Here is a 21,555-nt window from a genome sequence, read left to right on the forward strand (position 1 = left end):
CATTACCAGCTCCGAAGAACCGGCCGCACCCAGCAATCAAGCGCCCACACTTATCGGCTGTTAGTTTTTAAAGAGCACATCGCAAGACCACTACCTCACCACCGTCTTGCGTCGCTGCATCAGCAGCAGAGAAACGAGATTATGACGGGCCGATGACGTCATCGCAAGTCCCTTCCGCAAATTATTTTTCGAGAGCTCAACAGGCGCCAAAAAGCCCGTGAGCGCGAAAGCCTTGACCGATCTTCTCGCGCTCGATAATCACCCGACGACTCAGCTTCCAAAAAACGGCGTACAGAATCCCGCAGGCCCGACGCAATCCGACGCCCGCATCGAACCGTGCTTCATCGACATGGGCGCGCGCATCGAGCCGGAACCGGAAGACGCGCCGCCGACACTCGTGCCGCCATATGCTTCGTTCGTTTCGTTGGTCTTCTGTTGTTCGGCGACCTTCGCTTCCGCGGCCTGAATATCCGCGGGATAGTTGGCCTGCTCGCCCGTGGCTGGCGAATAGCCGGCCTGTTCGAGTTGGACCAGCTCGGCCTTCACTTGTGCGCGCGTCAGCGGGCCGTTCTGGCTCTGCGCGAAAACGAGCGTGGGCGCAGCGACCACGGCGAGGGACACGACGAATTTGGCGATGGCGTTCATGATGTTCACACTCCGACAGAAAAGGTTGACCGGATCGCGGGCGATCCACGAACCTCATCGAACGCACAGGGCCCTTGCGCGGCTTCGACTCACTCGACCTAGGTTTCAAGCGTAGAGGCTTCGATTGGTTAACCCAGGCATAGGGCGATCTATTCCCACGGCAATGCACGAAGGCCGTCGAAAGAACATCAGGAGGGGAGACAGAAGAGGAAGGCGCGGAGGACGAACCGGATGAGGAGTCCGGCACGGCGCCAGCCAGCGCCCGTCCACCGCGATTAGATTGTGACGCAAGGCAGCGTGCGGATCATCGCTGCTCGCGTTGAAGATGCCTTGCCGATCTCGCAACAATGACGCGTGCGAACGCGATACTCAATGCGCGTCGGGCACGAGATGCACACGCTTCTCGGTCGCGGCTTCGACGGCCGAGCGCGAATAAAGCAACGGGAAGTACTGCCCGTCGAGCCACATTTGCGCGAGATCGCGGTAATGCGGGCTATCCGGATCGCCCGACTCGCCAGGCAGATTCACCGCGCGCGAGTCGTCCCAGTTGCCGACATCGACGACCAGACGAAACGAAGGTCCATTCGTCTCGCGGAAATCGCTCGCGCGATACGTCGACTGATTCGGCGTGTAAGCGCTGCCGCCCTTTCCGATCGGCCCGACATTGAGCTTCGCGCGCATATCCGCATCGACGACATCGGCCAAAGGATGCGCGTTCAGGTTCGTCTGCAGCTTGCCCCATTGCCACTGGCTCGCATCGTCGCCTTGCAGATGCCGCGTTTCTGCATAGGCGTCATGCAGACTTGAAAGCAAGACGGCGTTGCGCTTGGCCTGAGCGTCATCGCCGAAACGCGCTTCGGGATGTTCGAGCGTATCGAGCATCACGGCTGTATCGGGCGCGCCGAACGATGCCGCGGCGTTCTTCGGCAACACTGCTTCCTTGAATTTGCGTCCGAGATGCCGCGACAGCCACACTTCTTCGAGCGCGGCTTGCGGTGAATCCGCGCCCATGTGCGCGTCCCAGCCCTTGAGCATCGCGAGCGCGGCGCGCGTGTCTTCATCATCGCTCGAGAGCGGCGCGAGCAGTGCGACGAGCCTGCGTGCCGGAATCGAAACGATATCGTTCTGCAAGCGCTCCGAGTCTTCGATCGACACCTTCGGCAGCGACTTCAACACTTCATCGATACGCTGATGTCGCGACTCGTTGGTCCACTCGAAACCGAGCTTGCGCTCGGCGTACGGATAACCCGCCGGCAAATTCATTTCATTCGACGTAGTGAAATAGCCTTGCGCGGGGTTATAGACCGACGGCATCGCATCGCGCGGCCAGAAGCCCGCCCATTCATAGCGGCCATCGCCGGGCACGGGCATGAGGCCATCCCAGTTCGGGCGTATCGGCGCAAGTCCGCTCGGCACCCAGCCTATGTTGCCTTCCGTGTCGGCGTAGACCTGATTGACGGTCGGCGCGCCCCACGTCGCAAGCGAGGCCTTGAATTGCGCGTAATTCTTCGCGCGCATGTAACGCATCGAATCGAAGTACGGCGACATGCCGGGCGCGAGCCACGCCGTGCGCACGGCGAATGCGCGATGCCTGCTTTCTTCCGTGTAGATCACGGGACCGTGGCGCGTGAACAGCAGATCGGCGCTGACGGGCGACGCGCTACGCACCGCGATCTGTTCGCGCACGACGCGCATCGGCTCCCACTTGCCCTTATAGCGATACTGTCGCGGATTCGCCGGATTCAGCTCATACACGTAGAGATCTTCCTGATCGATATTGAAGATCGTGAGACCGTAAGCGATCGAACCGTTATGCCCGATAGAAATGCCCGGCGCGGAAGGCTCGCCCGCGCCGATGATATCGAGCGTCGGCGTGCTGATCTGCTGGATGTATCGAAGGCTCGGCGCCGCGTACGCGCGGTGCGGGTCGTTCGCCATGATGGCGCGGCCCGTCGCCGACTTCGACGGCGCGATCACCCAGTTGTTGCTGCCTTCGGTGACTTCCTCGGGATTGTCGGCTGCGGCGATCAACGTCGTCGATGCATCCGCGCTCTTCATCGATTCCTTCGTCACGCGCACGCCTTGCGTCGCGAGCGTGAAGACCTTGAGTACGTCATCGGGCAGACACGGATCGAGGCCGGCGGGCATCTGGGCCTTCCACGGCGGTTGCAGGCCGAAGCGCACGGAATCAGCATCGAGCAAACTCTTGCACGCGACACGCGCACGCGCGACTTCGCTCGTCAGGTTTCTCGTGAGGCCGTGACTGCGAATGCGCACGACGTCGTCGGCATTCCATTTCGCCGGCCAATAGCCGATCTTGCGAAATTCGTAGGGCATGCGCTCAGGATGCGCTGCAAGCCAGTCGATATACGCGTTGACGCCTGCCGCGAAGCGCGTCGCGGCCGGCTTCGCATCGGGACCATAGCGTTGCCATTCGGTCGCCATGTCGCCGCGATAAAGAAAGAGCCGCGTGGCCTTGTCCTGCTCCACGTATGCAGGGCCGAACACTTCCGAGAGTTCGCCGAGTCCGCGCCTGCGCCATAGATCGATTTGAAACATGCGGTCGCGTGCGGCGTTGAAGCCTTGCACGAAGAACGCATCGCTGTCGTTGGCCGCGAAGATGTGCGGTACGCCCCAGCGATCGATCAGAATGTCCGATGGCTGCGAAAGGCCCGCCACGGCAATCGTTTCGTCGGCGGGCACGCCGGCCAGCGCGACTTGCGCCGCAAGCTGCCCGAACAGCGACGCACCGATCATCAGTGCGAGCAGGCGTTGTCCCTTCCTTCCCTTCATCGTAGCGTCTCCATTTTTATGGGTGTCGATTCGAGTCACGCGGATACTCCAATGTAATGCGAATGCAAAGCACGCGCAAAGGCCGATTGATTCGACGGCGTCAAATTCGAGGAAAGATGTCGATCGAGAGCACGTTCATTCGTCGAAGCAGCAAAGGCGTGTTCGACGAAGCTCGCGCCTTAGCAAAGGAGATACCTGATGACTCCCCCCGCTCAAACTCCGGATCCGATCTCGACCGCGAAGCGCGTCTACGAGGCATATGTCACGAAAGACCGTGATGCGATGGAAGCACTCGTCGCGGACGATTTCCACTTCACGAGCCCGCGAGACAATCGTCTGGACCGTGCGACCTACTTCTCGCGATGCTGGTCGAATTCGCGCACGACGGACAGATTCACGTTCGTCCATCTCGTACGCGACGAAGACCGTGTGTTCGTGACTTACGATCTGCGCATGAAAGATGGAAGCGCGTTTCGCAACACCGAGATTCTCGCGATTCGCGATGGCAAGCTCGTCGAAGCCCAAGTCTTCTTCGGGTGGATGATTCCGCACGAGGCACCGGAGGGCGGCTCGGTTTAAACCTGATTTCGGAATCCGAATAGTTGCACCACACCTCAAATTCGCATGCATATTTCTTTCATTTGCGTTCGTAACACGCGAATCATCACATATAAATGAAAGAAATCGAACGCTGAACGCACTTCGCGCAAACGTTTCACAAAACTTTCGCGCAGCATCAGCACACTTGCGTCCGCCTTCTTCATTGCATGCGAACGCAAGAGGAGTCCGCTCATGCCATGCCGTTCCCTTCTTATCGCCGCGCTGCTGCTAGCGCTCTGCGCATGTGGCCCCGACGACGCCGCATCTTCCAGTTCGACATCGAGCGCAAACGCCGCCTCCGATAACACCGCGCTCGACATGGACGCGGCATCCCCCGCGCCCGCGAGCGATCCGGTCGTCAGCGCGCAAGCAAGTCTCGACGCGGACAGCCACCAAGTCGCACCCGTTCTGAGTTACGCGCCCGATTCCGACGACGCCGCGCGTCGTTGACCGCAGTCTTTCCCCAAGCACAAGGAAAATAACCGATGACATCGCCTAGCCGTCGCCGTTTCCTGCAAACTGTCGCCCAATCGGCGGGTGCCGCCGCCGCGCTCACCGCGTTGCCTGAATCGATTCGTCGCGCGTTGGCGGTCCCGGCCGCATCGCGTACCGGAAGCATTCAGGATATCGAACATATCGTCGTGTTCATGCAGGAGAATCGCTCCTTCGATCACTACTTCGGCCACATGCGCGGCGTGCGCGGCTATAACGATCGCTTCCCGATCCCGCTGCCCAACGGCAAGCCCGTATGGTTTCAGCCTTCGAAGGCAGATCCCACGAAATCTGTCTTGCCGTTTCATCTCGACACGTCGACGACGAGCGCGCAATGCGTCGGCGATCTCGATCACTCCTGGTACAAGACGCACGCCGCGATCGATGCGGGCCGCTACGATCAATGGTGCGCGAACAAGACCGACATGACAATGGGCTACCATTTGCGCAGCGATATTCCGTTTCACTACGCGCTCGCCGATGCGTTCACTGTCTGCGACGCCTACTTCTGCTCGCTGCCCGGACCGACGCATCCGAACCGCGCCTACCTGATGTCAGGCATGGTCGATCCCACAGGCACAAAAGGCGGCCCGCTTCTCGACAACAACGACTTCGTGGATGGCGACGGTCCCCCGAACTATCAACTGCTTTCGTGGACCACGTATCCGGAGCGCTTGCAGGAGGCCGGCATTTCGTGGCAGATCTATCAGCAAGGCCTCACCGGCGACGATCCGCTCAACGGCAACTACGGCACCAACATCCTGCAGAACTTCACGAACTTCATCGATGCGAAGCCCGGCACGCCACTCTATGAGCGCGCGCAAACCGTACGCACGATCGACGATCTGAAGGCCGATGTGCTCGCAAACCGGCTGCCGCAAGTGTCGTGGCTGTGTCCCCCCGCTGCCTTCTCCGAGCATCCCAAGTACACGCCCGCCTATGGCGCGGAATACACGTCGCAGGTGCTCGATGCGTTGACCGCGAATCCCGAGGTGTGGAGCAAGACCGTGCTCTTCATCATGTACGACGAGAACGACGGCTTCTTCGATCATATGGTGCCACCGCAGCCGCCGACCTCGCGCGCGCAAGGCCTGTCAACCGTGACGACGGACGGCGAGATTCATAACATCGTGAATCCCGCGCGCGGCGGCAGTTATACCGTCGACAATCTGCCTTACGGTCTCGGGCCGCGCGTGCCGATGACGATCGTATCGCCGTGGACGAAGGGCGGCTTCGTGTGCTCGCAGGTCTTCGATCACACGTCCGTGATCCGCTTCATCGAAGCGCGCTTCAACGTGATGGAACCGAACATCACGCCGTGGCGTCGCGCGGTGTGCGGCGACCTTACCTCGGCATTCGATTTCCGCACCACCGATTCACGCATGCCGCCGCTGCCCGATACGAGCAACTATCGGACGATCGCCGACAACCAGTGCTCGACGCAACCGCCGCCGACCGTACCCACGACGCCCGGCCCGATCGATGCACAGGAATCGGGGCCGCGCTTCGCCCGTGCGCTGCCTTATGAGTTACATGTGAATGGCCACGCGAAGGAAAAGCAAAATCAGTTTGTCATCGACTTCGCAAATTCGGGCCGCCAGGGCGCGCACTTTTATGTGTATTCCGGCAATCGCACCGATGGTCCGTGGCGCTATACCGTCGAAGCAGGAAAGTCCGCCCGCGAGACGTTCAATCTCACGGACACGAATGGCGTGTATGCGTTCACCGTGTACGGGCCGAATGGTTTCGTGCGCAACTATTCGGGCAACGTCTCGCGTCCCGCGGACAAGCAATCCGCGCGCACCGCGCGAGCCGAAGTGAAAACGCATTACGACATCGCGAACGGCAACCTCGCGATTCGCTTCGTCAACGACGGCAACGCGCATGCGAAGCTATCCGTCGTCGATAACGCTTACGGCGCGCATCCGCGTCAGGTGAACGTGCCGCCGGGCGCGACCGTCGAGGAAACGTGGATTCTTGCGGCGAGTCATCATTGGTACGACCTGACCGTCAGCGACCACGACGACGCAAGCTTCTCGCGTCGCATCGCCGGCCATGTCGAAACCGGACGACCGAGCATCACCGATCCGGCGGCCATTGCGCCGGTGACATCGGCAAGCTGAAGTATTTCGGCCCGAATGCGCCGCCGCGACAGGAATCGGGGCGGCGCATTCATTCGTCCTGCCGCGGCTGTTCCTGCAATGCCGCATCGCGGATGACTTCCGCAAATTTCTTAATGCCTGCAGCGGCCCGCTCACACTGTTGTATTCCTGATTCCTGATATGGCCTTCCAGTGCCACCAAAAAGGCCACAGTCCTGCGCGATCTTCAAAGAGTATCCATATTGCATTCGCCCTACGTCCATAAAGGCGAAGCACACGTGATACCCGATCACGCTTTCGTCAGCTATACATCTGATGAATTGTGCGAGAAGTAAGCTTCTCTGCGCAGTCCTCTCGTACCCTTGTCTTGACGCGCTCTGCTTGACAGCAACGACGCGCCTCGTTTATTGTTTGGTAGACCAACCAATACTTGAAAAAGACCTGATCACGGAGCGCGCCATGAGCCGCATCACCGGCATCTCGATCTGTTTACTTTTCGCCACGGTACTCGCGGCCTGTTCTCATCAGGATCACGACGTCTATCAAGGCTATGTCGAGGGGGAATTCGTCTACCTCGGTTCGTCGCAATCCGGCAAGCTCGCCGCGTTGTCCGTCGCGCGCGGGCAAACGGTCAAAGCGGGCGCGAGCACGTTCGCGCTCGAATCCGTCGATGAAACCGCCGCGCTCGATCAGGCACAACGCCAGTTCGCTGCCGCGCAGTCGCAACTCGAAGACATCCTCACAGGTAAGCGCGCGCCGGAGGTCGCTTCGGTGCGCGCGCAGCTCGCCCAAGCGCGCGCGAACGCACGCAAGGCCGCGTTGCAACTGAGCCGCGACGAAGCGCAGTTCAACGCCGGTGGCATCGCCAAAGGCCAACTCGACGATTCGCGCGCCAATGCCGATGCCGCCGCAGCGCAAGTGCGCGATCTCGCCGAACAGGTCGACATCGCGCGCTTGCCCGGCCGGCCTCAGCAGATACAGGCGCAGCGCGCGCAAGTGGCCGCGGCGCAGGCGTTCGTCGTCCAGGCTCAATGGAAGGTCGACCAGAAGCGAGTCGCGGCGCCGGCTGAAGGGCTCGTGTACGACACGCTCTATCGCGTCGGAGAATGGGTGCAGGCGGGCACGCCCGTCGTGCAGATGCTGCCGCCGCAGAACGTGAAGGTGCGCCTCTTCGTGCCGGAGAACGCAGTGGGCGGTCTCGCGGCGGGGCGCGCCGTATCGATTCATTGCGACGGCTGCGCGGAGGACATTCCAGCGAAGATCACCTACGTGTCGAATCAGGCGGAATACACGCCGCCCGTCATCTATAGCAATGAAAGCCGCTCGAAGCTCGTGTTCATGATCGAGGCGCATCCTCGACCGGCCGATGCGGCGAAGCTTCATCCCGGCCAACCCGTCGCGGTGAGGTTGCAATGAACGCGCAGGACACGCCTTACGTCATCGACGTACACAATCTCAACAAGCGTTTCGGCGACAAGCACGTCGTCAACGATGTGTCGTTGCAGGTCGCGCGCGGCGAGATCTTCGGCTTTCTCGGCCCGAACGGCAGCGGCAAGACAACCTCCATCCGCCTGATGTGCGGCCTGCTCACGCCAGATTCCGGCAGCGGCACGTGTCTCGGTTACGACATCGTGCGCGAGAGCGAAGAGATCAAGCGCAACGTCGGCTATATGACGCAGCGCTTTTCGTATTGGGAAGACCTGACCATCCGCGAGAATCTCGACTTCGTCGCGCGCATCTATCAGATGGAGAACCGCCGCGAAGCCGTGGATCGCGCGCTCGAAGCGCTGGGTCTGCAAAGCCGCGCAAAGCAACTGACGGGCTCGCTCTCGGGCGGATGGAAGCAACGCCTCGCGCTTGCCGCATGCATGCTGCACGAGCCGAAATTGTTGCTTCTCGATGAACCGACCGCGGGCGTCGATCCGACCGCGCGCCGCGACTTCTGGGAGGAACTGCATCGGCTCGCCGCGAAAGGCATCTCCGTGCTCGTCAGCACGCACTACATGGATGAAGCCGAGCGCTGTCACAAGCTCGCGTATATCGCGTATGGCAAGCTGCTCGCGCAGGGCACCGCGAATGAAGTCATCGCGTCGCAGAATCTCGCGACGTGGAGCATTCACGGTCAGCATCTCAGTGCGCTCTCGGAACGCCTGCGCAAGACACCGGGCATCGATCAGACGGTCGTGTTCGGCTCCGCACTTCACGTGAGCGGCAGCGATCATGCCGCGCTAGAACAAGCCGTACGTGATGCGACGAAAGACGGCGCAACGCATGCGGAGCGCATCGAAACCGGGCTTGAAGACGTCTTCATCTATCTGATGAGTCGCTCGACCGACAACTTCAAGGTGACGTCATGAAGGCCGGCAGCCGTTTCTCGATCACGCGCTGGTGGAGCATCGTGATGAAGGAGTTCCTGCAACTGCGGCGCGACCGCATCACGTTCGGCATGATCGTCGGCTTGCCGATCGTGCAGCTCGCGCTCTTCGGCTATGCGATCAACACGGACCCCAAGCATCTGCCGACAGCCGTGATCGTCGGCGATCAAAGCCCGTTTTCGCGCAGCTTCATCGCCGCGATGGAGCACTCCGACTACTTCGATATCGTCGACACGCTGCCCGACGACGACGCCGGTCATCGCGCGCTCGCGCAAGGCCGCGTGCTTTTCGTGCTCAACATACCCGCCGACTTTTCGCGCAAGCTGTTGCGCGGCGAGCGGCCCGCGCTGCTCGTCGAAGCCGACGCCACCGATCCGAACGCGGTCAGCAAGGCGAGCAATTCGCTGTCCGCGCTCGTGCAATCCGTGGCGAGCAAGGACCTCGCCGGCCCGCTCGCGCGCTTGAATGGAACGCCTGCCGCTTTCGACGTGCAAGTCCACAACCTCTACAACCCAGAAGGCATCACGCAATACAACGTCGTGCCGGGCCTGATGGGCGTGATCCTCACGATGACGCTCGTGATGATGACGGGCCTCGCGATGACACGCGAACGCGAGCGCGGCACGATGGAGAACTTGCTCGCGACACCCGTACGCCCCGTGGAAGTGATGACGGGCAAGATCGTGCCCTACGTGTTCATCGGTCTCATTCAGGCATCGATCATTCTCCTCGCCACACGCTTCGTATTTCATGTGCCGCTCGTCGGCAATCCGCTCGCGATCTATCTCGCCGCGCTGCTTTTCATCGCCGCGAATCTGACGGTGGGTATCACGCTGTCGTCGCTCGCGCAGAATCAGCTTCAGGCGATGCAACTGACCATGTTCTACTTCCTGCCGAACATTCTTCTGTCGGGCTTCATGTTTCCCTTCGCGGGCATGCCCGCGTGGGCGCAGTTCATCGGCAATCTTCTGCCGCTCACTTACTTCAATCGCCTGATACGCGGCATTCTGCTCAAGGGCAGCGGCTGGGCGGACCTGTGGCCGTCGGTCTGGCCGATGGCGCTCTTCACCGTCATCGTGATGGGCATTGCGTTGCGCTTCTACCGGCGCACGCTCGACTAGGGAGATGTCGATGAAACCGCTTCTATCCCTGTCCGCACTCGTGTTGTGCGGCTGCACGGTCGGCCCCGACTTTCACCCGCCAGCGCCGCCCGACACGCAAAGCTATGTCAAGACATCCGTGGCGGCGCAAAGCTTTCCCGCCATCGATCACGCATTGCCGCGCTGGTGGACGCAGTTCGGCTCCGATGCGCTGAACCGCCTCGTCGATCGCGCATTGAACGACAGTCCCACGCTCGAGCAAGCGCGTGCGAAGCTCGTGCAAGCGCGCGAAGGCTACCGCGCGCAAGCGGGCGCGACATACCTTCCCGCCATCGACGCCTCGCTCTCCGGCACGCGTCAAAAGGTGGATCCCGCCGCGTTCGGCGTGCCCATTCCGAGCCCTGGGCCGTTCACGCTTTACGATGCATCGGTCAGCGTGTCGTATACGCTCGATATCTTCGGCGGCGAGCGGCGCGCGCTCGAAGCATTGCGCGCGCAAGTGGATTACCAGTCGTTCGAACTCGATGCGGCGCGTCTTTCGATCGCGGGCAACGTCGTCTCGACCGCGATACGGCGCGCTTCATTGCAGCAGCAAATCACGCTCACCCAAAGCCTCGTCGATGCACAGATGCGGCAACTGTCCATCATGGAAGGCCGATTGCAGGCGGGCGGTGTCGCGCAATTCGATGTGCGCAGCCAGCACACGCTCGTCGCGCAAACGCGCGCAAGCTTGCCATCGCTTGTCACGCAACGCGATCAGGCCGATCACCGGCTTGCGGTGTTGCTCGGCGTCGAACCGTCCAAAGCAGAATACGATGCGATTACGCTCGACTCGCTGCATCTGCCCGACAGCGTTCCGCTCACGCTGCCTTCGACGCTCGCACGTGAACGTCCCGACATCCGCGCATCCGAGGCGTTGCTGCATCAGGCGAGCGCGAATGTCGGCGTGGCGACGGCCGATCTCTATCCGAAGTTCTCGCTATCGGCGGGCGTGGGAAGCCAGCGCACGAACATCCACGACATGCTCGACAGCCTGAACGTGTGGAATGCCGGTCTGAATCTCACGCAACCGCTCTTTCATGGCGGCGAATTGCGCGCGAAGAAGCGTTCATCGGAAGCGGCTTACCATGCGGCCATGCAAGCGTATCGACAAACCGTGCTGGACGCGCTCCAGCAAGTGGCCGATAGCCTGACCGCATTGCGCAACGATGGCGATGCATTGCAAGCGCGCCAGATCGCTGCGAGCGAAGCACAAGCGAATCTCGATACAACGAACGCGCGCTATACGGCAGGCGGCGTAAGCCGCTTCGATTCGCTCGACACGCAACGCGAGGCGCTGCAAACACAACTCGATTACGCGCTCGCGCGAGCGAATCGCCTTTCCGACGCAGCCGCACTCTTCCAGTCGCTAGGCGGCGCGGGCGAGGACACGAAAGCTGCAATCAATTAGCGAGCGTTCCGAGCCGATGCTTGAGCACCTTGCCGCTCGCCGATACCGGCAACGCATCGAGAATGCGGATCGACGAAGGCCGCTTGTACGGCGCGAGCCGCGCGCTCACCCATTCCACGAGTTCGCGTTCGTCCGCCATGCAGCCTGACCTCAGTTCGATAAACGCGAGCACGTCCTCGTTGCCCCGCGCGCGTCGCCCGATCACGGCGGAATGCAGCACCGCGGGATGACTGTTGAACGCCTGCTCCACCTCGGCGGGATACACGTTGAAGCCCGAACGGATGATGAGCTCCTTGCTGCGTCCGACGATATACAGATTGCCGTTATCGAAGCGCGCGAGATCGCCGGTCTTGAGCCATCCGTCCGCCGTCACCGTGGCCGCTGTCTGCGCCGCATCGCGGTAGTAGCCGAGCATCACGTTGGGGCCGCGTATCCATAATTCGCCGGTATCGTCGGTCTCGCTCTCTTGCGCGAGCGGCACGATGCGCGCCTCGACGCCGGGAATCAACGGACCGACTGATGCATCATGCGCTGGCGCATCGAGCAGCGTGTTGGACACCGTCGGGCTGCTTTCGGTCATGCCGTAGCCGTTGTGCAAGGGCACACCGTAGAACGCTTCGGCAGCAGTCTTCAGCGTCATGTCGAGCGGCGAGCCGCCGCAATAGACAAATCGCAGCGACGGCGCATTCAGGCCGCCGCGGGGCGTGAAATGATCGATCAGTTTCGCGTGCATCGCGGGCACGCCCTGAAATATCGTCATGCGTTCGTCGCCGAGCAAGTGTCCCGCGCGCTCGGCATCGAAGCGCGCCGCGAGCCGCAGCATCGCGCCCGCATAGAGCGAGCCGAGGCACATGGACGCAAGACCGAACACATGCGAGATCGGCAGCACGGCATAGACGCGATCATCGGAACTCACACGGCGCAACGTGCTCGATACAGCCGCAACGAAGAGCAGATTGCGATGCGACAGCATCACGCCTTTCGGTGTGCCTGTCGTGCCTGTCGTGTAGATAAGCGCGGCGCATTGCTGGTCCGATGGAAGGCCGTGCGGTTCTTGCACAGAAGCCGTATCGATGGCGCTCAGCGCAAACGCACCGATCGGCGTTGCTTCGAGCGATTCGATCGCAGCGCCATCGCGTTGCGCGTGACGCGCGGCATCGTCGGATGCTTCGACGGTATAGAGCGCGATGCGCGGCGTCGCATGCGCGCGGATCGCATCGAGTTCGACGGCGGACAGGCGCGCATTCACGACGAGCGCCCATGCATCGAGACGGCTCACCGCAAAGAGCGATGCGACGAGCGCGACGCTGTTCTCGCCGATCAGCATCACGCGATCGCCGCCTCGCACGCCCGCAGCCGCAAGACGCGCGGCGAGTGCATCGACGGCTGAGTCGACTTGTGCATACGTGAGCGTGCGCGCGTCCTCATGCAACGCGATGCGATCGGGATGCGCCTTCGCGCCGCGCGAGACGATCGCGTCGATGCGCGCGGGCAGCGACGCAATGAGCTTGTTCGTATCCATGTCGAGCGATACCGTCCGTGACCTTAAGTCCGAATGATAACGCTCATGCATCATCCCGCGAAACGTGGCTCGGGAATACCGCGCACGCCGAGGCCCGTCACCGCGAACAAGCCGCCCTTGTCGCGCTCTTTCTGCGGAATGCCCCACATCGGGCGGCCCATCGTCGATACATAAAGGATGTCGAGATTCGGCCCGCCGAACATCACGCTGGTCAGATTGCGCACCGGGAACGGCACGATGCGATCGAGCTTTCCGTCGGGCGCGAAGCGCAGGATGCGCCCGCCGAACACGAGCGCGGACCACACATAGCCGTCTTCGTCGACGGTCGCGCCATCGAACGTGCCGGCCATGTCATGCGCGGATGCAAACAAACGCTTGTTCGTCGCAGCGCCCGTTTCAATGTCGTAGTCGTATGCGTACATCTCCTTGCTGTACGTGTCGGTGAAGTAGAACGTCTTGTTGTCGGGGCTCCAGCATGGACCGTTCGAACAACTGATGCCGCTGTCGAGCCGCGTGACCTTGCCATCCGTATCGAGTCGATAGAGGCCGCCGCTGCGCGTCGAGCGCTGGCCGCGATCGGCGTCGTATCGATCGAAATCGTAAGACATGGTGCCCGCGACGAAGCGGCCGCGCCGATCCACCTTGCCGTCGTTGAAACGCGTCTCGGGATCGTCGCTTTCCGGGTCGGCGATGAACTGCACCGTCTGCGCGTCGAAGTCGTAGAAATGCAGGCCGTTGGCGAGCGCGACCACCGCGCCGCCTTGCTCGCGCAAAGCCATCGAGCCGATATGACGCGGCACGAAAAAGCGCTTCACGTCGCTGCCATCGGCGCGGCAGCTATATATCTCCGCAGCCGTGCTGTCGATCCAGTACAGGCGCTCCTCTTTGACATCCCAGAGCGGCCCTTCGCCGAGATGATTGTTCGCATCGACCAGCAAGCGTACTTCGGCCATCGTCGTCTCCTTGTGGTTAGGCTTCACCGTCCTCGACATCGCGCCGATGCGCAAGCAACGCCATCAAACGGCGATCGCGCCAGCGGCTGCGTTCCTCGATGCTTTCGCGCGGCAACACGGCGCGGCGTTCCGTATCGAGCTTGTGGAGCGTATCGTCGGACCAGTCGAACGGCTTGCGCCCCGATGCGATCGTGCGATACGTGCCGCCATAGCGCGTCGCGTAATCCGCCACGCCGCCGGGCGCGTTGAGATCGATCGTTTCGAACGGGCCCATGAACGACCAGCGCATTGCGAGCCCGTCGCGGATCACGGTGTCGAGATCGGCCGAGCTCGCATAGCCTTGTTCATAGAGACTCAATGCTTCGTCGAGCAGCGCGCCTTGCAGGCGATTGAGTAGAAAGCCCGATATTTCCCGCCTGACGGTCACGGGCTTTTGTCCCGCTCGTTCGTAGATGGCGCGGGCGCGTTCCAACGTTTCATGCGAGGTCCACGGCGCGCCGCACAATTCGACGAGCGGCACGAGCGAAGGCGGATTCACCGGATGCGCAACGAGGCAGCGCGCGCGGCCCGCGATACCTTCGGTGAATGTCGATGCGGGCAGCCCCGAAGTCGAACTCGCAAGCAACGCATCGGGCTCCGTCAGACGGTCCAGTTCGACGAACAGCGCGCGCTTCGCCTCTACCACTTCCGCGATGTTCTCTTGCACGAGATTCGCATCGGCGACGGCATCGGCGAGGCCTTCGCATGCGGTGATGCGGGACACGATCGTATCGACGGATTCATCGATCAGATCGAATGACGCGAGATCCTCGAGGCTGTTGCGGATCGACGGAATCGCACCCGCGAGCATCTCCTTCGATGCATCGTGGATCTTCACGTCGAAGCCGCTCTTCGCGAACACGATCGCCCACGCGCGGCCGATGCGTCCCGAACCGATCACCGCAATGTTCTTCGCTTGCATCTGTGTCTCTTCCTCGTTCGAGTTGGTCAGCCTTTCTTGTCCCGCAACGTGATGACAGCCGCCAGCACGACGAGTCCGTTGATGATGTCCCGCACCGCGGGCGGCACGGTGGTTCCCGCGAGCAAGGTCCCGAGCGCCGTGAGCAGCAGCGCGCCGCCGAACACGCCGAGATAGTGCCCGCGTCCGCCGGTGATGAGCGCGCCGCCGACCACGACGACCGCGATCGACGGCAACAGATACGGATCGCCCATGCCGAGAAATGCTTGCGAGCTGAACCCCGCGAGCAGCAGGCCGACGATCGCCGAGCAAAGACCCGAGAGGCAATACACAGCGATCAGCGTGCTGCCGACGCGCACGCCCGAGAGCTTCGCCGCGACCGGCGAATTGCCGACCGCATACACGCGCCGCCCGAACGGCGTGCGATGCAGCAGCAGCAACGCGACGACGAGAAACACCGGCACGCTCCATGCCGCGAGCGAGAGCGGACCGAATCGTCCGTTGGTGAATTCGCTGATCATCGAGGGCGACCATCCTTGCGGCGAGCCGTTGCAATAGATCAACGTGAGGCCTTGCAGCAAGCCGTTCGCAGCAAGCGTGACGACGATGGGCGGCAAGCCGAGCATCACGACGCCCACGCCGTTGAACACGCCGACCACCAAGCCGACGAGCAGCACCGCCGGCACCGCCCACGCGGCCGCTCCGTTCATGCCGTGCGTGAGTCCCGTCAACAGCACGCCTGATAGCGTGATGAGCCAGGGCATCGAAAGGTCGAGTCCGCCTGTGAGAATCACCGCGCCCTGCCCCAGGCCGAGTATCGCGAGAAACAAGGTCAGCGTGAGCAGGCTCGTGTAGAAGTTCGCGCTGACGAGCACGCCGGGACCATAGACGAAGCCCGTGATGATCACCACCGCGAAGAACAGCACATAGGCCGGAACGACATACTTGACCCATTCGCGATTGCGTTCGATCCAGTCGGCGATCGGCCGGCCCTTCAACTCCGTGTTCTCGACCGGACGAAAGTCGTCGACTTCGAACGTGACGCGTCGCGCGTTTCTGTCGTCGCGTGCGCGCGTTCCCGTTCGCATCGCCTTGAACCACTGCGCGGCGTGACGCGCGCATTCGTGCGCCGCCGATTGCTTGCCGATCGACGAACCCAGCACCGCGAGCATCAGGATCACCGCTTCCGCGATCGTCGTGAAGAACGCCGACACGTTCAGCACGAGCAGGATGTTCACGGTGATCATCAGCGTCATCGCGGCGAACACGGTGCCGACGCAGCCACCGCGCCCGCCGCCGAGCAGCGTGCCGCCGAGCACGACGGCGGTGAACATCGACAGCAGCAAGGGACGGCCGACGAGCGGATCGGCCGAACCCGTCTGCGCCGATACATACAAGCCCGCCGCCGCGTAGAACATGCCCGCGAGCGCATAGGTCGAGATGCGATAGCGCGTGACCGGCATGCCGTTCGCGTACGCGCCGTCGGGATCGCTGCCGAGCGCATAAAGCCCCACACCGAAGCGCGTGCGCTTGATGAACGACCAGATCAGCAACGCGATGATCAGCAAGGCCGCCGACATCGGCATCTTGTCGGGAATGAGATCGGCGGTGAGCAGCGCGCCGAACTGGTCGCCGACGCTGCCGCCCGGCTTGTTCTGAATCAGCAGCGTGAGGCCTTGCACCATGAACATCGTCGCGAGTGTGACGACGATCGATTGCAGGCGAAACCATGCGATCAGCGCGCCGTTCACGAGGCCGATGCCACCGCCGATCGCAAGAATCAGCGCGGCGCCCGCCCATTGTTCGACGGGCGATCCCTGCACGAAGCGCACCGCGAGCACGTTCGCGAGCGACACGACCGCCGACGCCGACAGATCGAAGCCGCCCGACAACACGACGATCGTCTGCCCGATCGCCGCAAGCGCGAGCGTGGTGGCGCTCGAAATGACCGAACCGATGTCGTACAGTCCGACGGGCGTCGCGGACAGCGAAACCCACGCGGCCAGCATCGCTAGCAACGCGCTGATCGCGATGATGAGCCCGCGATGATGGTCAATGCGCGCGCCCCAACCCAGACGCGCGCCCGGCCGCACGACCTCGCTATCGGGCGACGCAACGGCTATCTTCATGAGCAACCTCTCAACTGGAAAGCATCTTGCGCATCACGTTCTCTTCGGTGAGCGCGTCGCCCGTCAATTCGCCGACATTGCGGCCGCGATACATCACCGAAACGCGATCGCACACGTTGACGAGTTCGGGCACATCGGTCGAATAGAACAGCACGGAGCCGCCCGCCGCCGCGAACGCGCGCATCAATACGAAGATCTGATGCTTGGTGCCGACGTCGATGCCGCGCGTCGGATCGAACATGAGCCAGACGCGGCTTTGCGTGAGCAGCCATTTGGCCATCGCGATCTTCTGCTGATTGCCGCCCGAGAAAGACAGACACGGCTTGTAGAGCGCGCGCGGATTCACGTCCATCTGCGCGAGCGAGCGGCGTATCGCGGCCTGCTCGCGCTTTCGATCGATGAGGCCGAAGCGCGAATAGCGGCCGATGACGGGCAACGACACGTTCTCGCCGCCGGGCAAACGCAGGAACAGGCCTTCGGTCTTGCGGTCTTCCGGCAGAAAGCTCGTCGATACGCCCGCCTTCAGCGAATCCGCGGTCGAGGTCAGCGTGACCGGCTTGCCGTCGATGCGTATTTCGCCATCGTCGATATACGTCGCGCCGAAGAGCGCCTCGAACAGCTCGCGTTGGCCCATGCCCTGCAGCGCCGCGATGCCGTGTACTTCGCCCGGCTTCACGACGAGATCGAAATCGGTCACGACACCATCGACGCGAACGTTGCGCGTCTCGATCGCCGGCGTCGCGTCGTGCTTCACTGAAGCGACCTTCGGCGGATACTTCGCCTCCATCGAGCGGCCGATGACGAGGCGGATCACTTCGTCGTCGGAGATATCGGCGGCGTCGAATGCGCCCACGTCGCGGCCATTGCGATACACCGTGAGGCTGTCGCAGAACTCGCGCACTTCCTGCATGCGATGCGAGATGAACACGAAGGTCACGTCGCTCACCCGCAGTTCGTCGATGCGCCTCGACAGCCACGCGACATCGCGTCCCGAGAGCGCCGAAGTCGGCTCGTCGAGCAGCAGCACTTTCGGCCCGCGCACGATCGCCTTCGCAATCTCGATCTTCTGCCGCACCGGCAACGAAAGATCGCGGATATACGCGCCCGGACGCACGTCGGACAGTTCGAGTCTGTCGAGCCATTCCGCCGCTTGGCGCTGCGCGTCGCGCTTCTTGATGCGCCCGAGAAAACCCGTCGGCTCATACGACATCAACAGGTTCTGCGCGACCGTGAGATCGCGCACGAGCGTCATCTCCTGAAACGCCGTCTGCACGCCCGCGCGATGCGCGTCCTTCGGGCTGCGCATCGTCACGTCGCGGCCCATCACGCGGATGCTGCCCGCATCGGGCTGCATCAATCCGGACAACAGCTTGACCGTGGTGGACTTGCCCGCGCCGTTCTCGCCGAGCAGCGCATGCACCGCGCCGCGTTTCACCGAGAACGACGCGCCGTCGAGCGCGACGGTCGCGCCGAAGCGCTTCGTCACCTTCGACAGATCGATTGCCAGCGATGCGTCGTTCATCGTCATGCCTCGATCTCAGTCCTGATTGCCCGTCAGGGCCGCATTGAAGCCCACTTCCTTCGTGTCTTCCGAATAGATGTCCGCGAACCAGCCCGGCGGCACCTTGTCAGGCGGAAACGCGGTGCAGCCCGCCTTCAGTTCGTCGATGCTGCCGGTCTTGCACAGCTTCGATTCCGATGTCAGCACGAGCGGCAATTTCAGCGTCACGCGCGGCGGGAAGTCGCCGCCATCGAGCTTCTTCACGGCCATCTTGAGCGCCATCGCGCCCGAGTACGGCGGCGCACCATACGAGATCGAGCGATAACCGATCGAGCGATAGCCGCCCTGCCCCTTCACTTCACCCGGCGGCAGCATCTGGACGCGATGCCCGTTCGACGATTCGCCCGCGCACGGCTTGATCTTGTCGTCGGCGATGCCCGCTTCGAGCTGCATCGACGCCGCCGTGAAGCAGCCCACCTGCATCCACAGGCCGTCGATCTTGTCCCAGCTATTCGTCGCGAGAATCTTCGAGAGCTCGGTCTTCGCGGTCGCCTGACTCCACATGCCCGTGCCTTCCGCGACGATCTTGATGCCCGGGAACTTCGCGAACACGGCCTTCGCCGCTTCGGTGCGCGCGCGGTCCACCGACGTGCCCGGCACGCCCGTGATCATCACGACGTTGCCCTTGCCGTTGAGCGTCTTGGCGAGCCATTCGGCGGTGACGGTGCCGGCCTGATGCTGATCGATCGTCACGTTGTGCGCGCATGGCTCGGTCACTTCGCCGTCATACGCCGCGACGACGACGCCCTTCGAGCACGCATTCTTGATCGCGCGATTGAGCGCCGTCGGCGAGATCGGATAGATGACGATGGCCTTCGCGCCGGCCTGCACCATCGAATTGATCTGCTGGATCTGCTTCTGTGCATCGGTGCCCGCGACCTGCACTTCGAGATCGACCTTGTCCTTGAGCGCGGGCGTATTGGCCATCGCCTTGACCATGTTCGCGGCTTCCGTCTGCCAGTCGTTGCCGACATAGCTCATCGACAAGAAAATCTTGTACTTGCCGGCCGCATGCGCCTGGCCCGAGACGGCGAGCGCCGCCGCGAACGCGAGGCCGAGCGCGGCCCGTCCCGCATGACGAATCGACTGCGTCAGTGCTTTCATGTCTTCCTCCGGTCTTCGTATGTTATGAAGCGGGCGCTTCTGTCAACGGACGTGCGGCAGACGAGCGCTCGCGGGCAAAGCGATACCCGCACTGCCGGGCACGACGTTCGGGTCGTGTCCGGGTATGACGAAATCGGCGATCTGGCGGATACGCGAAAGCGAGCCGATCTCCGCGAGCGTTTCATGCACGATGCCCACCGGCACCAGATCGACGATGTTCTCCATGCAGCTCGCGCAATCGCCCGCGATCAGCACGACGCCTTCTTCCGTATCGACCGCGACTGACTGGTGCCCCGGCGTATGTCCGGGCGTCGGCACGACGCGCACGCCGGGCACGATATCGGTCACGCCGTTCACGAACTGCCAGCGAAAATACGCGAGCGGCTCCCGGCCGATCAGGAACTCCTGGTAATACGTGGCCTGCGTCGGCAATGGATGACCCGCGTATTCCCACTCCGCCGCCTGCACGACGAAGCGCGCGTTCTTGAAAAGCGTATTGCCGCCGGAATGGTCGTAATGCAGATGTGTGTTGATGACGACATCGACGTCGTCCGCGCTCCAGCCCACGTACTCCTTCAGCGCGCGTTCGAGCTTTTCTTCGGGCGCCTGCTCGCACGGGCACACGAAGTTCGAGACCCAGCCCGGATCGTGTATGCCGGTATCGACGACGATCTTCTTCTGCGCGCCGACGATCGCCGTAGACCACACCGGCACCTTCATCTGCTGGCCGAAGTAGCGGCCATACACTTGCGACGAGCGATCGACGGTGAGCCAGCCCGTCGGCATCGCGACTACTTTGAGCCTGGCGTTCACGATGCCCTCCGTCGTCAGAAGTTGGTGTCGCTCGCGCCCTTGAGCGCAAGCATCTCGCGCGCTTCGGCGGGCGTCGCGATATCGAGCGAAAGTCCTTCGATTACCTGGCGGATCTTGCGCACCTGCGCCGCGCTCGATTCGGCGAGCCTGCCGGGCTCGATCCACAGCGAGTCTTCGAGACCGACACGCACGTTCGATCCTTGCGCGACGCCGATCGAACCGAGCGGAATCTGATTGCGGCCCGCGCCGAGAATCGACCACACGTAGTCCTTGCCGAAAAGGCGATCGGCGGTGCGCTTCATATGCGCGAGATCTTCGGGATGCGGCCCTATGCCGCCGAGCAAACCGAACACGCTCTGCACGAAGAACGGCGGCTTCGCGAGCTTGCGATCGACGAAGTGCGCGAGGTTGTAGAGATGCGAGATGTCGTAGCACTCGTACTCGAAACGCGTGCCGTTCGCGCTGCACGAGGTCAGAATGTATTCGATATCCGCGAAGGTGTTCTTGAACACGAGATCGCGGCTGTTCTCCAGATGCTTGCGCTCCCATTCGTACTTGAGGTCTTTGAAGCGCTCCAGCATCGGATAGAGGCCGAAATTCATCGAGCCCATGTTGAGCGATGCGACTTCCGGCTTGAAGTGATGCGCGGGCTTCAGTCTCTCCGCGACGGTCATGTGCGGACTGCCGCCCGTCGTGATGTTGATGACGGCATCGGTATTCGCCTTGATGCGCGGCAGGAACTCCTGAAACACGGCGGGATCCTGCGTCGGATGACCGTCGTTCGGATCGCGTGCGTGCAGATGCAGAATCGCCGCGCCTTCCTGCGCGGCCGCGAGCGCCGCATCGCCGATCTGTTGCGGCGTCAGCGGAAGATACGGCGACATCGAAGGCGTATGGATCGCGCCGGTCGGCGCGCATGTGATGATGACCTTGCGTTTCGTTGCCATGTGATCCTCGTT

At 62.4% G+C, this 21,555-nt stretch carries 19 protein-coding genes; 7 read left to right on the forward strand and 12 right to left on the reverse strand.

From position 1 onward, the window contains the following. Positions 1-270: 270 nt before the first annotated feature. Together NCS28_RS20255 and NCS28_RS20260 are read right to left on the reverse strand one after the other, a co-directional pair. Positions 271-645, reverse strand: coding sequence for a DUF4148 domain-containing protein (locus tag NCS28_RS20255; protein ID WP_250515554.1), 375 nt, complete (start codon positions 643-645; stop codon positions 271-273). A gap of 369 nt (positions 646-1,014) precedes the next feature. Next, entirely contained in the window at positions 1,015-3,402 is a 2,388-nt protein-coding gene (locus NCS28_RS20260) for a penicillin acylase family protein (protein WP_502801228.1), read from the reverse strand. A gap of 234 nt (positions 3,403-3,636) precedes the next feature. On the opposite strand from NCS28_RS20260, the gene NCS28_RS20265 reads away from it, so the two are divergent. Then, complete coding sequence (locus NCS28_RS20265; protein ID WP_250515556.1) at positions 3,637-4,017, forward strand: nuclear transport factor 2 family protein; 381 nt, start codon at positions 3,637-3,639, stop codon at positions 4,015-4,017. 35 nt (positions 4,018-4,052) lie between these two features. On the opposite strand, the gene NCS28_RS20270 is transcribed toward NCS28_RS20265, so the two are convergent. Then, complete coding sequence (locus NCS28_RS20270) at positions 4,053-4,358, reverse strand: hypothetical protein (protein WP_250515557.1); 306 nt, start codon at positions 4,356-4,358, stop codon at positions 4,053-4,055. Here NCS28_RS20270 and NCS28_RS33225 point away from each other — a divergent pair. After that, the gene (locus NCS28_RS33225) at positions 4,357-4,488 is read left to right on the forward strand and encodes a hypothetical protein (protein WP_284505307.1); all 132 of its coding nucleotides are present in this window, start codon (positions 4,357-4,359) and stop codon (positions 4,486-4,488) included. The genes NCS28_RS20270 and NCS28_RS33225 overlap by 2 nt on opposite strands. 35 nt (positions 4,489-4,523) lie before the next feature. Next, positions 4,524-6,653, forward strand: a complete 2,130-nt coding sequence (locus NCS28_RS20275; RefSeq protein ID WP_250515558.1) for a phosphocholine-specific phospholipase C — start codon at positions 4,524-4,526, stop codon at positions 6,651-6,653. 49 nt (positions 6,654-6,702) lie between these two features. Here the strand turns inward: NCS28_RS20275 and NCS28_RS20280 are convergent, their stop codons facing one another. Then, positions 6,703-6,879, reverse strand: a complete 177-nt coding sequence (locus NCS28_RS20280; protein ID WP_250515559.1) for a hypothetical protein — start codon at positions 6,877-6,879, stop codon at positions 6,703-6,705. A 211-nt stretch (positions 6,880-7,090) separates the two neighbouring features. Between NCS28_RS20280 and NCS28_RS20285 the strand changes: the two genes are divergently transcribed. The 4 genes from NCS28_RS20285 to NCS28_RS20300 are packed head-to-tail and all read left to right on the forward strand — an operon-like array spanning position 7,091 to position 11,556. Beyond that, positions 7,091-8,047, forward strand: coding sequence for an HlyD family secretion protein (locus NCS28_RS20285; protein ID WP_250515560.1), 957 nt, complete (start codon positions 7,091-7,093; stop codon positions 8,045-8,047). Beyond that, on the forward strand, positions 8,044-8,988 hold the full coding sequence (locus tag NCS28_RS20290) for an ABC transporter ATP-binding protein (RefSeq protein WP_250515561.1): 945 nt from the start codon (positions 8,044-8,046) through the stop codon (positions 8,986-8,988). The genes NCS28_RS20285 and NCS28_RS20290 overlap by 4 nt, the downstream gene beginning before the upstream one ends. Further along, the gene (locus NCS28_RS20295) at positions 8,985-10,127 is read left to right on the forward strand and encodes an ABC transporter permease (protein ID WP_250515562.1); all 1,143 of its coding nucleotides are present in this window, start codon (positions 8,985-8,987) and stop codon (positions 10,125-10,127) included. Before NCS28_RS20290 ends, NCS28_RS20295 begins: the two co-directional genes overlap by 4 nt. 10 nt (positions 10,128-10,137) lie before the next feature. Beyond that, a complete protein-coding gene (locus NCS28_RS20300) occupies positions 10,138-11,556 on the forward strand; it encodes an efflux transporter outer membrane subunit (protein ID WP_250515563.1) in 1,419 nt (472 codons plus the stop codon). On the opposite strand, the gene NCS28_RS20305 is transcribed toward NCS28_RS20300, so the two are convergent. Genes NCS28_RS20305 through kce form a run of 8 tightly spaced genes read right to left on the reverse strand, consistent with a single transcriptional unit; the run spans position 11,549 to position 21,543 of the window. After that, the gene (locus NCS28_RS20305; RefSeq protein WP_250515564.1) at positions 11,549-13,078 is read right to left on the reverse strand and encodes a class I adenylate-forming enzyme family protein; all 1,530 of its coding nucleotides are present in this window, start codon (positions 13,076-13,078) and stop codon (positions 11,549-11,551) included. The two genes, NCS28_RS20300 and NCS28_RS20305, sit on opposite strands and share 8 nt — an antisense overlap. Positions 13,079-13,128: 50 nt before the next feature. After that, on the reverse strand, positions 13,129-14,031 hold the full coding sequence (locus tag NCS28_RS20310; protein ID WP_250515565.1) for an SMP-30/gluconolactonase/LRE family protein: 903 nt from the start codon (positions 14,029-14,031) through the stop codon (positions 13,129-13,131). A gap of 16 nt (positions 14,032-14,047) precedes the next feature. Continuing rightward, positions 14,048-14,992: a 3-hydroxyacyl-CoA dehydrogenase gene (locus NCS28_RS20315; protein WP_250515566.1), complete on the reverse strand. Its 945-nt coding sequence runs from the start codon at positions 14,990-14,992 to the stop codon at positions 14,048-14,050. 26 nt (positions 14,993-15,018) lie between these two features. After that, a complete protein-coding gene (locus NCS28_RS20320) occupies positions 15,019-17,118 on the reverse strand; it encodes an ABC transporter permease (RefSeq protein WP_250515567.1) in 2,100 nt (699 codons plus the stop codon). Positions 17,119-17,128: 10 nt separating this feature from the next. Beyond that, a complete protein-coding gene (locus tag NCS28_RS20325) occupies positions 17,129-18,640 on the reverse strand; it encodes a sugar ABC transporter ATP-binding protein (RefSeq protein ID WP_250515568.1) in 1,512 nt (503 codons plus the stop codon). 15 nt (positions 18,641-18,655) lie between these two features. After that, a complete protein-coding gene (locus NCS28_RS20330; RefSeq protein ID WP_250515569.1) occupies positions 18,656-19,783 on the reverse strand; it encodes a sugar ABC transporter substrate-binding protein in 1,128 nt (375 codons plus the stop codon). A 42-nt stretch (positions 19,784-19,825) separates the two neighbouring features. Further along, positions 19,826-20,596 (reverse strand): N-acyl homoserine lactonase family protein, encoded by a 771-nt coding sequence (locus NCS28_RS20335; protein ID WP_250515570.1) that lies wholly within the window; start codon positions 20,594-20,596, stop codon positions 19,826-19,828. Between the two features lie 14 nt (positions 20,597-20,610). Continuing rightward, positions 20,611-21,543, reverse strand: a complete 933-nt coding sequence (gene kce / locus NCS28_RS20340; RefSeq protein WP_250515571.1) for a 3,5-dioxohexanoate:acetyl-CoA acetone transferase — start codon at positions 21,541-21,543, stop codon at positions 20,611-20,613. Positions 21,544-21,555 lie beyond the last annotated feature (12 nt).

Source organism: Caballeronia sp. INDeC2 (genome assembly GCF_023631325.1).
Taxonomy (GTDB): domain Bacteria; phylum Pseudomonadota; class Gammaproteobacteria; order Burkholderiales; family Burkholderiaceae; genus Caballeronia.

Bases quoted from the DNA above. Each gene is read 5' to 3' on its own strand.
- NCS28_RS20305 (WP_250515564.1), bottom strand. From the start codon at position 13,078: ATGGATACGAACAAGCTCATTGCGTCGCTGCCCGCGCGCATCGACGCG.
- NCS28_RS20285 (WP_250515560.1), top strand. From the start codon at position 7,091: ATGAGCCGCATCACCGGCATCTCGATCTGTTTACTTTTCGCCACGGTA.
- NCS28_RS20260 (WP_502801228.1), bottom strand. From the start codon at position 3,402: ATGATCGGTGCGTCGCTGTTCGGGCAGCTTGCGGCGCAAGTCGCGCTG.
- NCS28_RS20255 (WP_250515554.1), bottom strand. From the start codon at position 645: ATGAACGCCATCGCCAAATTCGTCGTGTCCCTCGCCGTGGTCGCTGCG.
- NCS28_RS20265 (WP_250515556.1), top strand. From the start codon at position 3,637: ATGACTCCCCCCGCTCAAACTCCGGATCCGATCTCGACCGCGAAGCGC.
- NCS28_RS20275 (WP_250515558.1), top strand. From the start codon at position 4,524: ATGACATCGCCTAGCCGTCGCCGTTTCCTGCAAACTGTCGCCCAATCG.
- NCS28_RS20270 (WP_250515557.1), bottom strand. From the start codon at position 4,358: ATGTCGAGCGCGGTGTTATCGGAGGCGGCGTTTGCGCTCGATGTCGAA.
- NCS28_RS20325 (WP_250515568.1), bottom strand. From the start codon at position 18,640: ATGAACGACGCATCGCTGGCAATCGATCTGTCGAAGGTGACGAAGCGC.
- NCS28_RS20295 (WP_250515562.1), top strand. From the start codon at position 8,985: ATGAAGGCCGGCAGCCGTTTCTCGATCACGCGCTGGTGGAGCATCGTG.
- NCS28_RS20300 (WP_250515563.1), top strand. From the start codon at position 10,138: ATGAAACCGCTTCTATCCCTGTCCGCACTCGTGTTGTGCGGCTGCACG.
- NCS28_RS20330 (WP_250515569.1), bottom strand. From the start codon at position 19,783: ATGAAAGCACTGACGCAGTCGATTCGTCATGCGGGACGGGCCGCGCTC.
- NCS28_RS20320 (WP_250515567.1), bottom strand. From the start codon at position 17,118: ATGAAGATAGCCGTTGCGTCGCCCGATAGCGAGGTCGTGCGGCCGGGC.
- kce (WP_250515571.1), bottom strand. From the start codon at position 21,543: ATGGCAACGAAACGCAAGGTCATCATCACATGCGCGCCGACCGGCGCG.
- NCS28_RS20280 (WP_250515559.1), bottom strand. From the start codon at position 6,879: ATGCAATATGGATACTCTTTGAAGATCGCGCAGGACTGTGGCCTTTTT.
- NCS28_RS20290 (WP_250515561.1), top strand. From the start codon at position 8,044: ATGAACGCGCAGGACACGCCTTACGTCATCGACGTACACAATCTCAAC.
- NCS28_RS33225 (WP_284505307.1), top strand. From the start codon at position 4,357: ATGGACGCGGCATCCCCCGCGCCCGCGAGCGATCCGGTCGTCAGCGCG.
- NCS28_RS20315 (WP_250515566.1), bottom strand. From the start codon at position 14,992: ATGCAAGCGAAGAACATTGCGGTGATCGGTTCGGGACGCATCGGCCGC.
- NCS28_RS20310 (WP_250515565.1), bottom strand. From the start codon at position 14,031: ATGGCCGAAGTACGCTTGCTGGTCGATGCGAACAATCATCTCGGCGAA.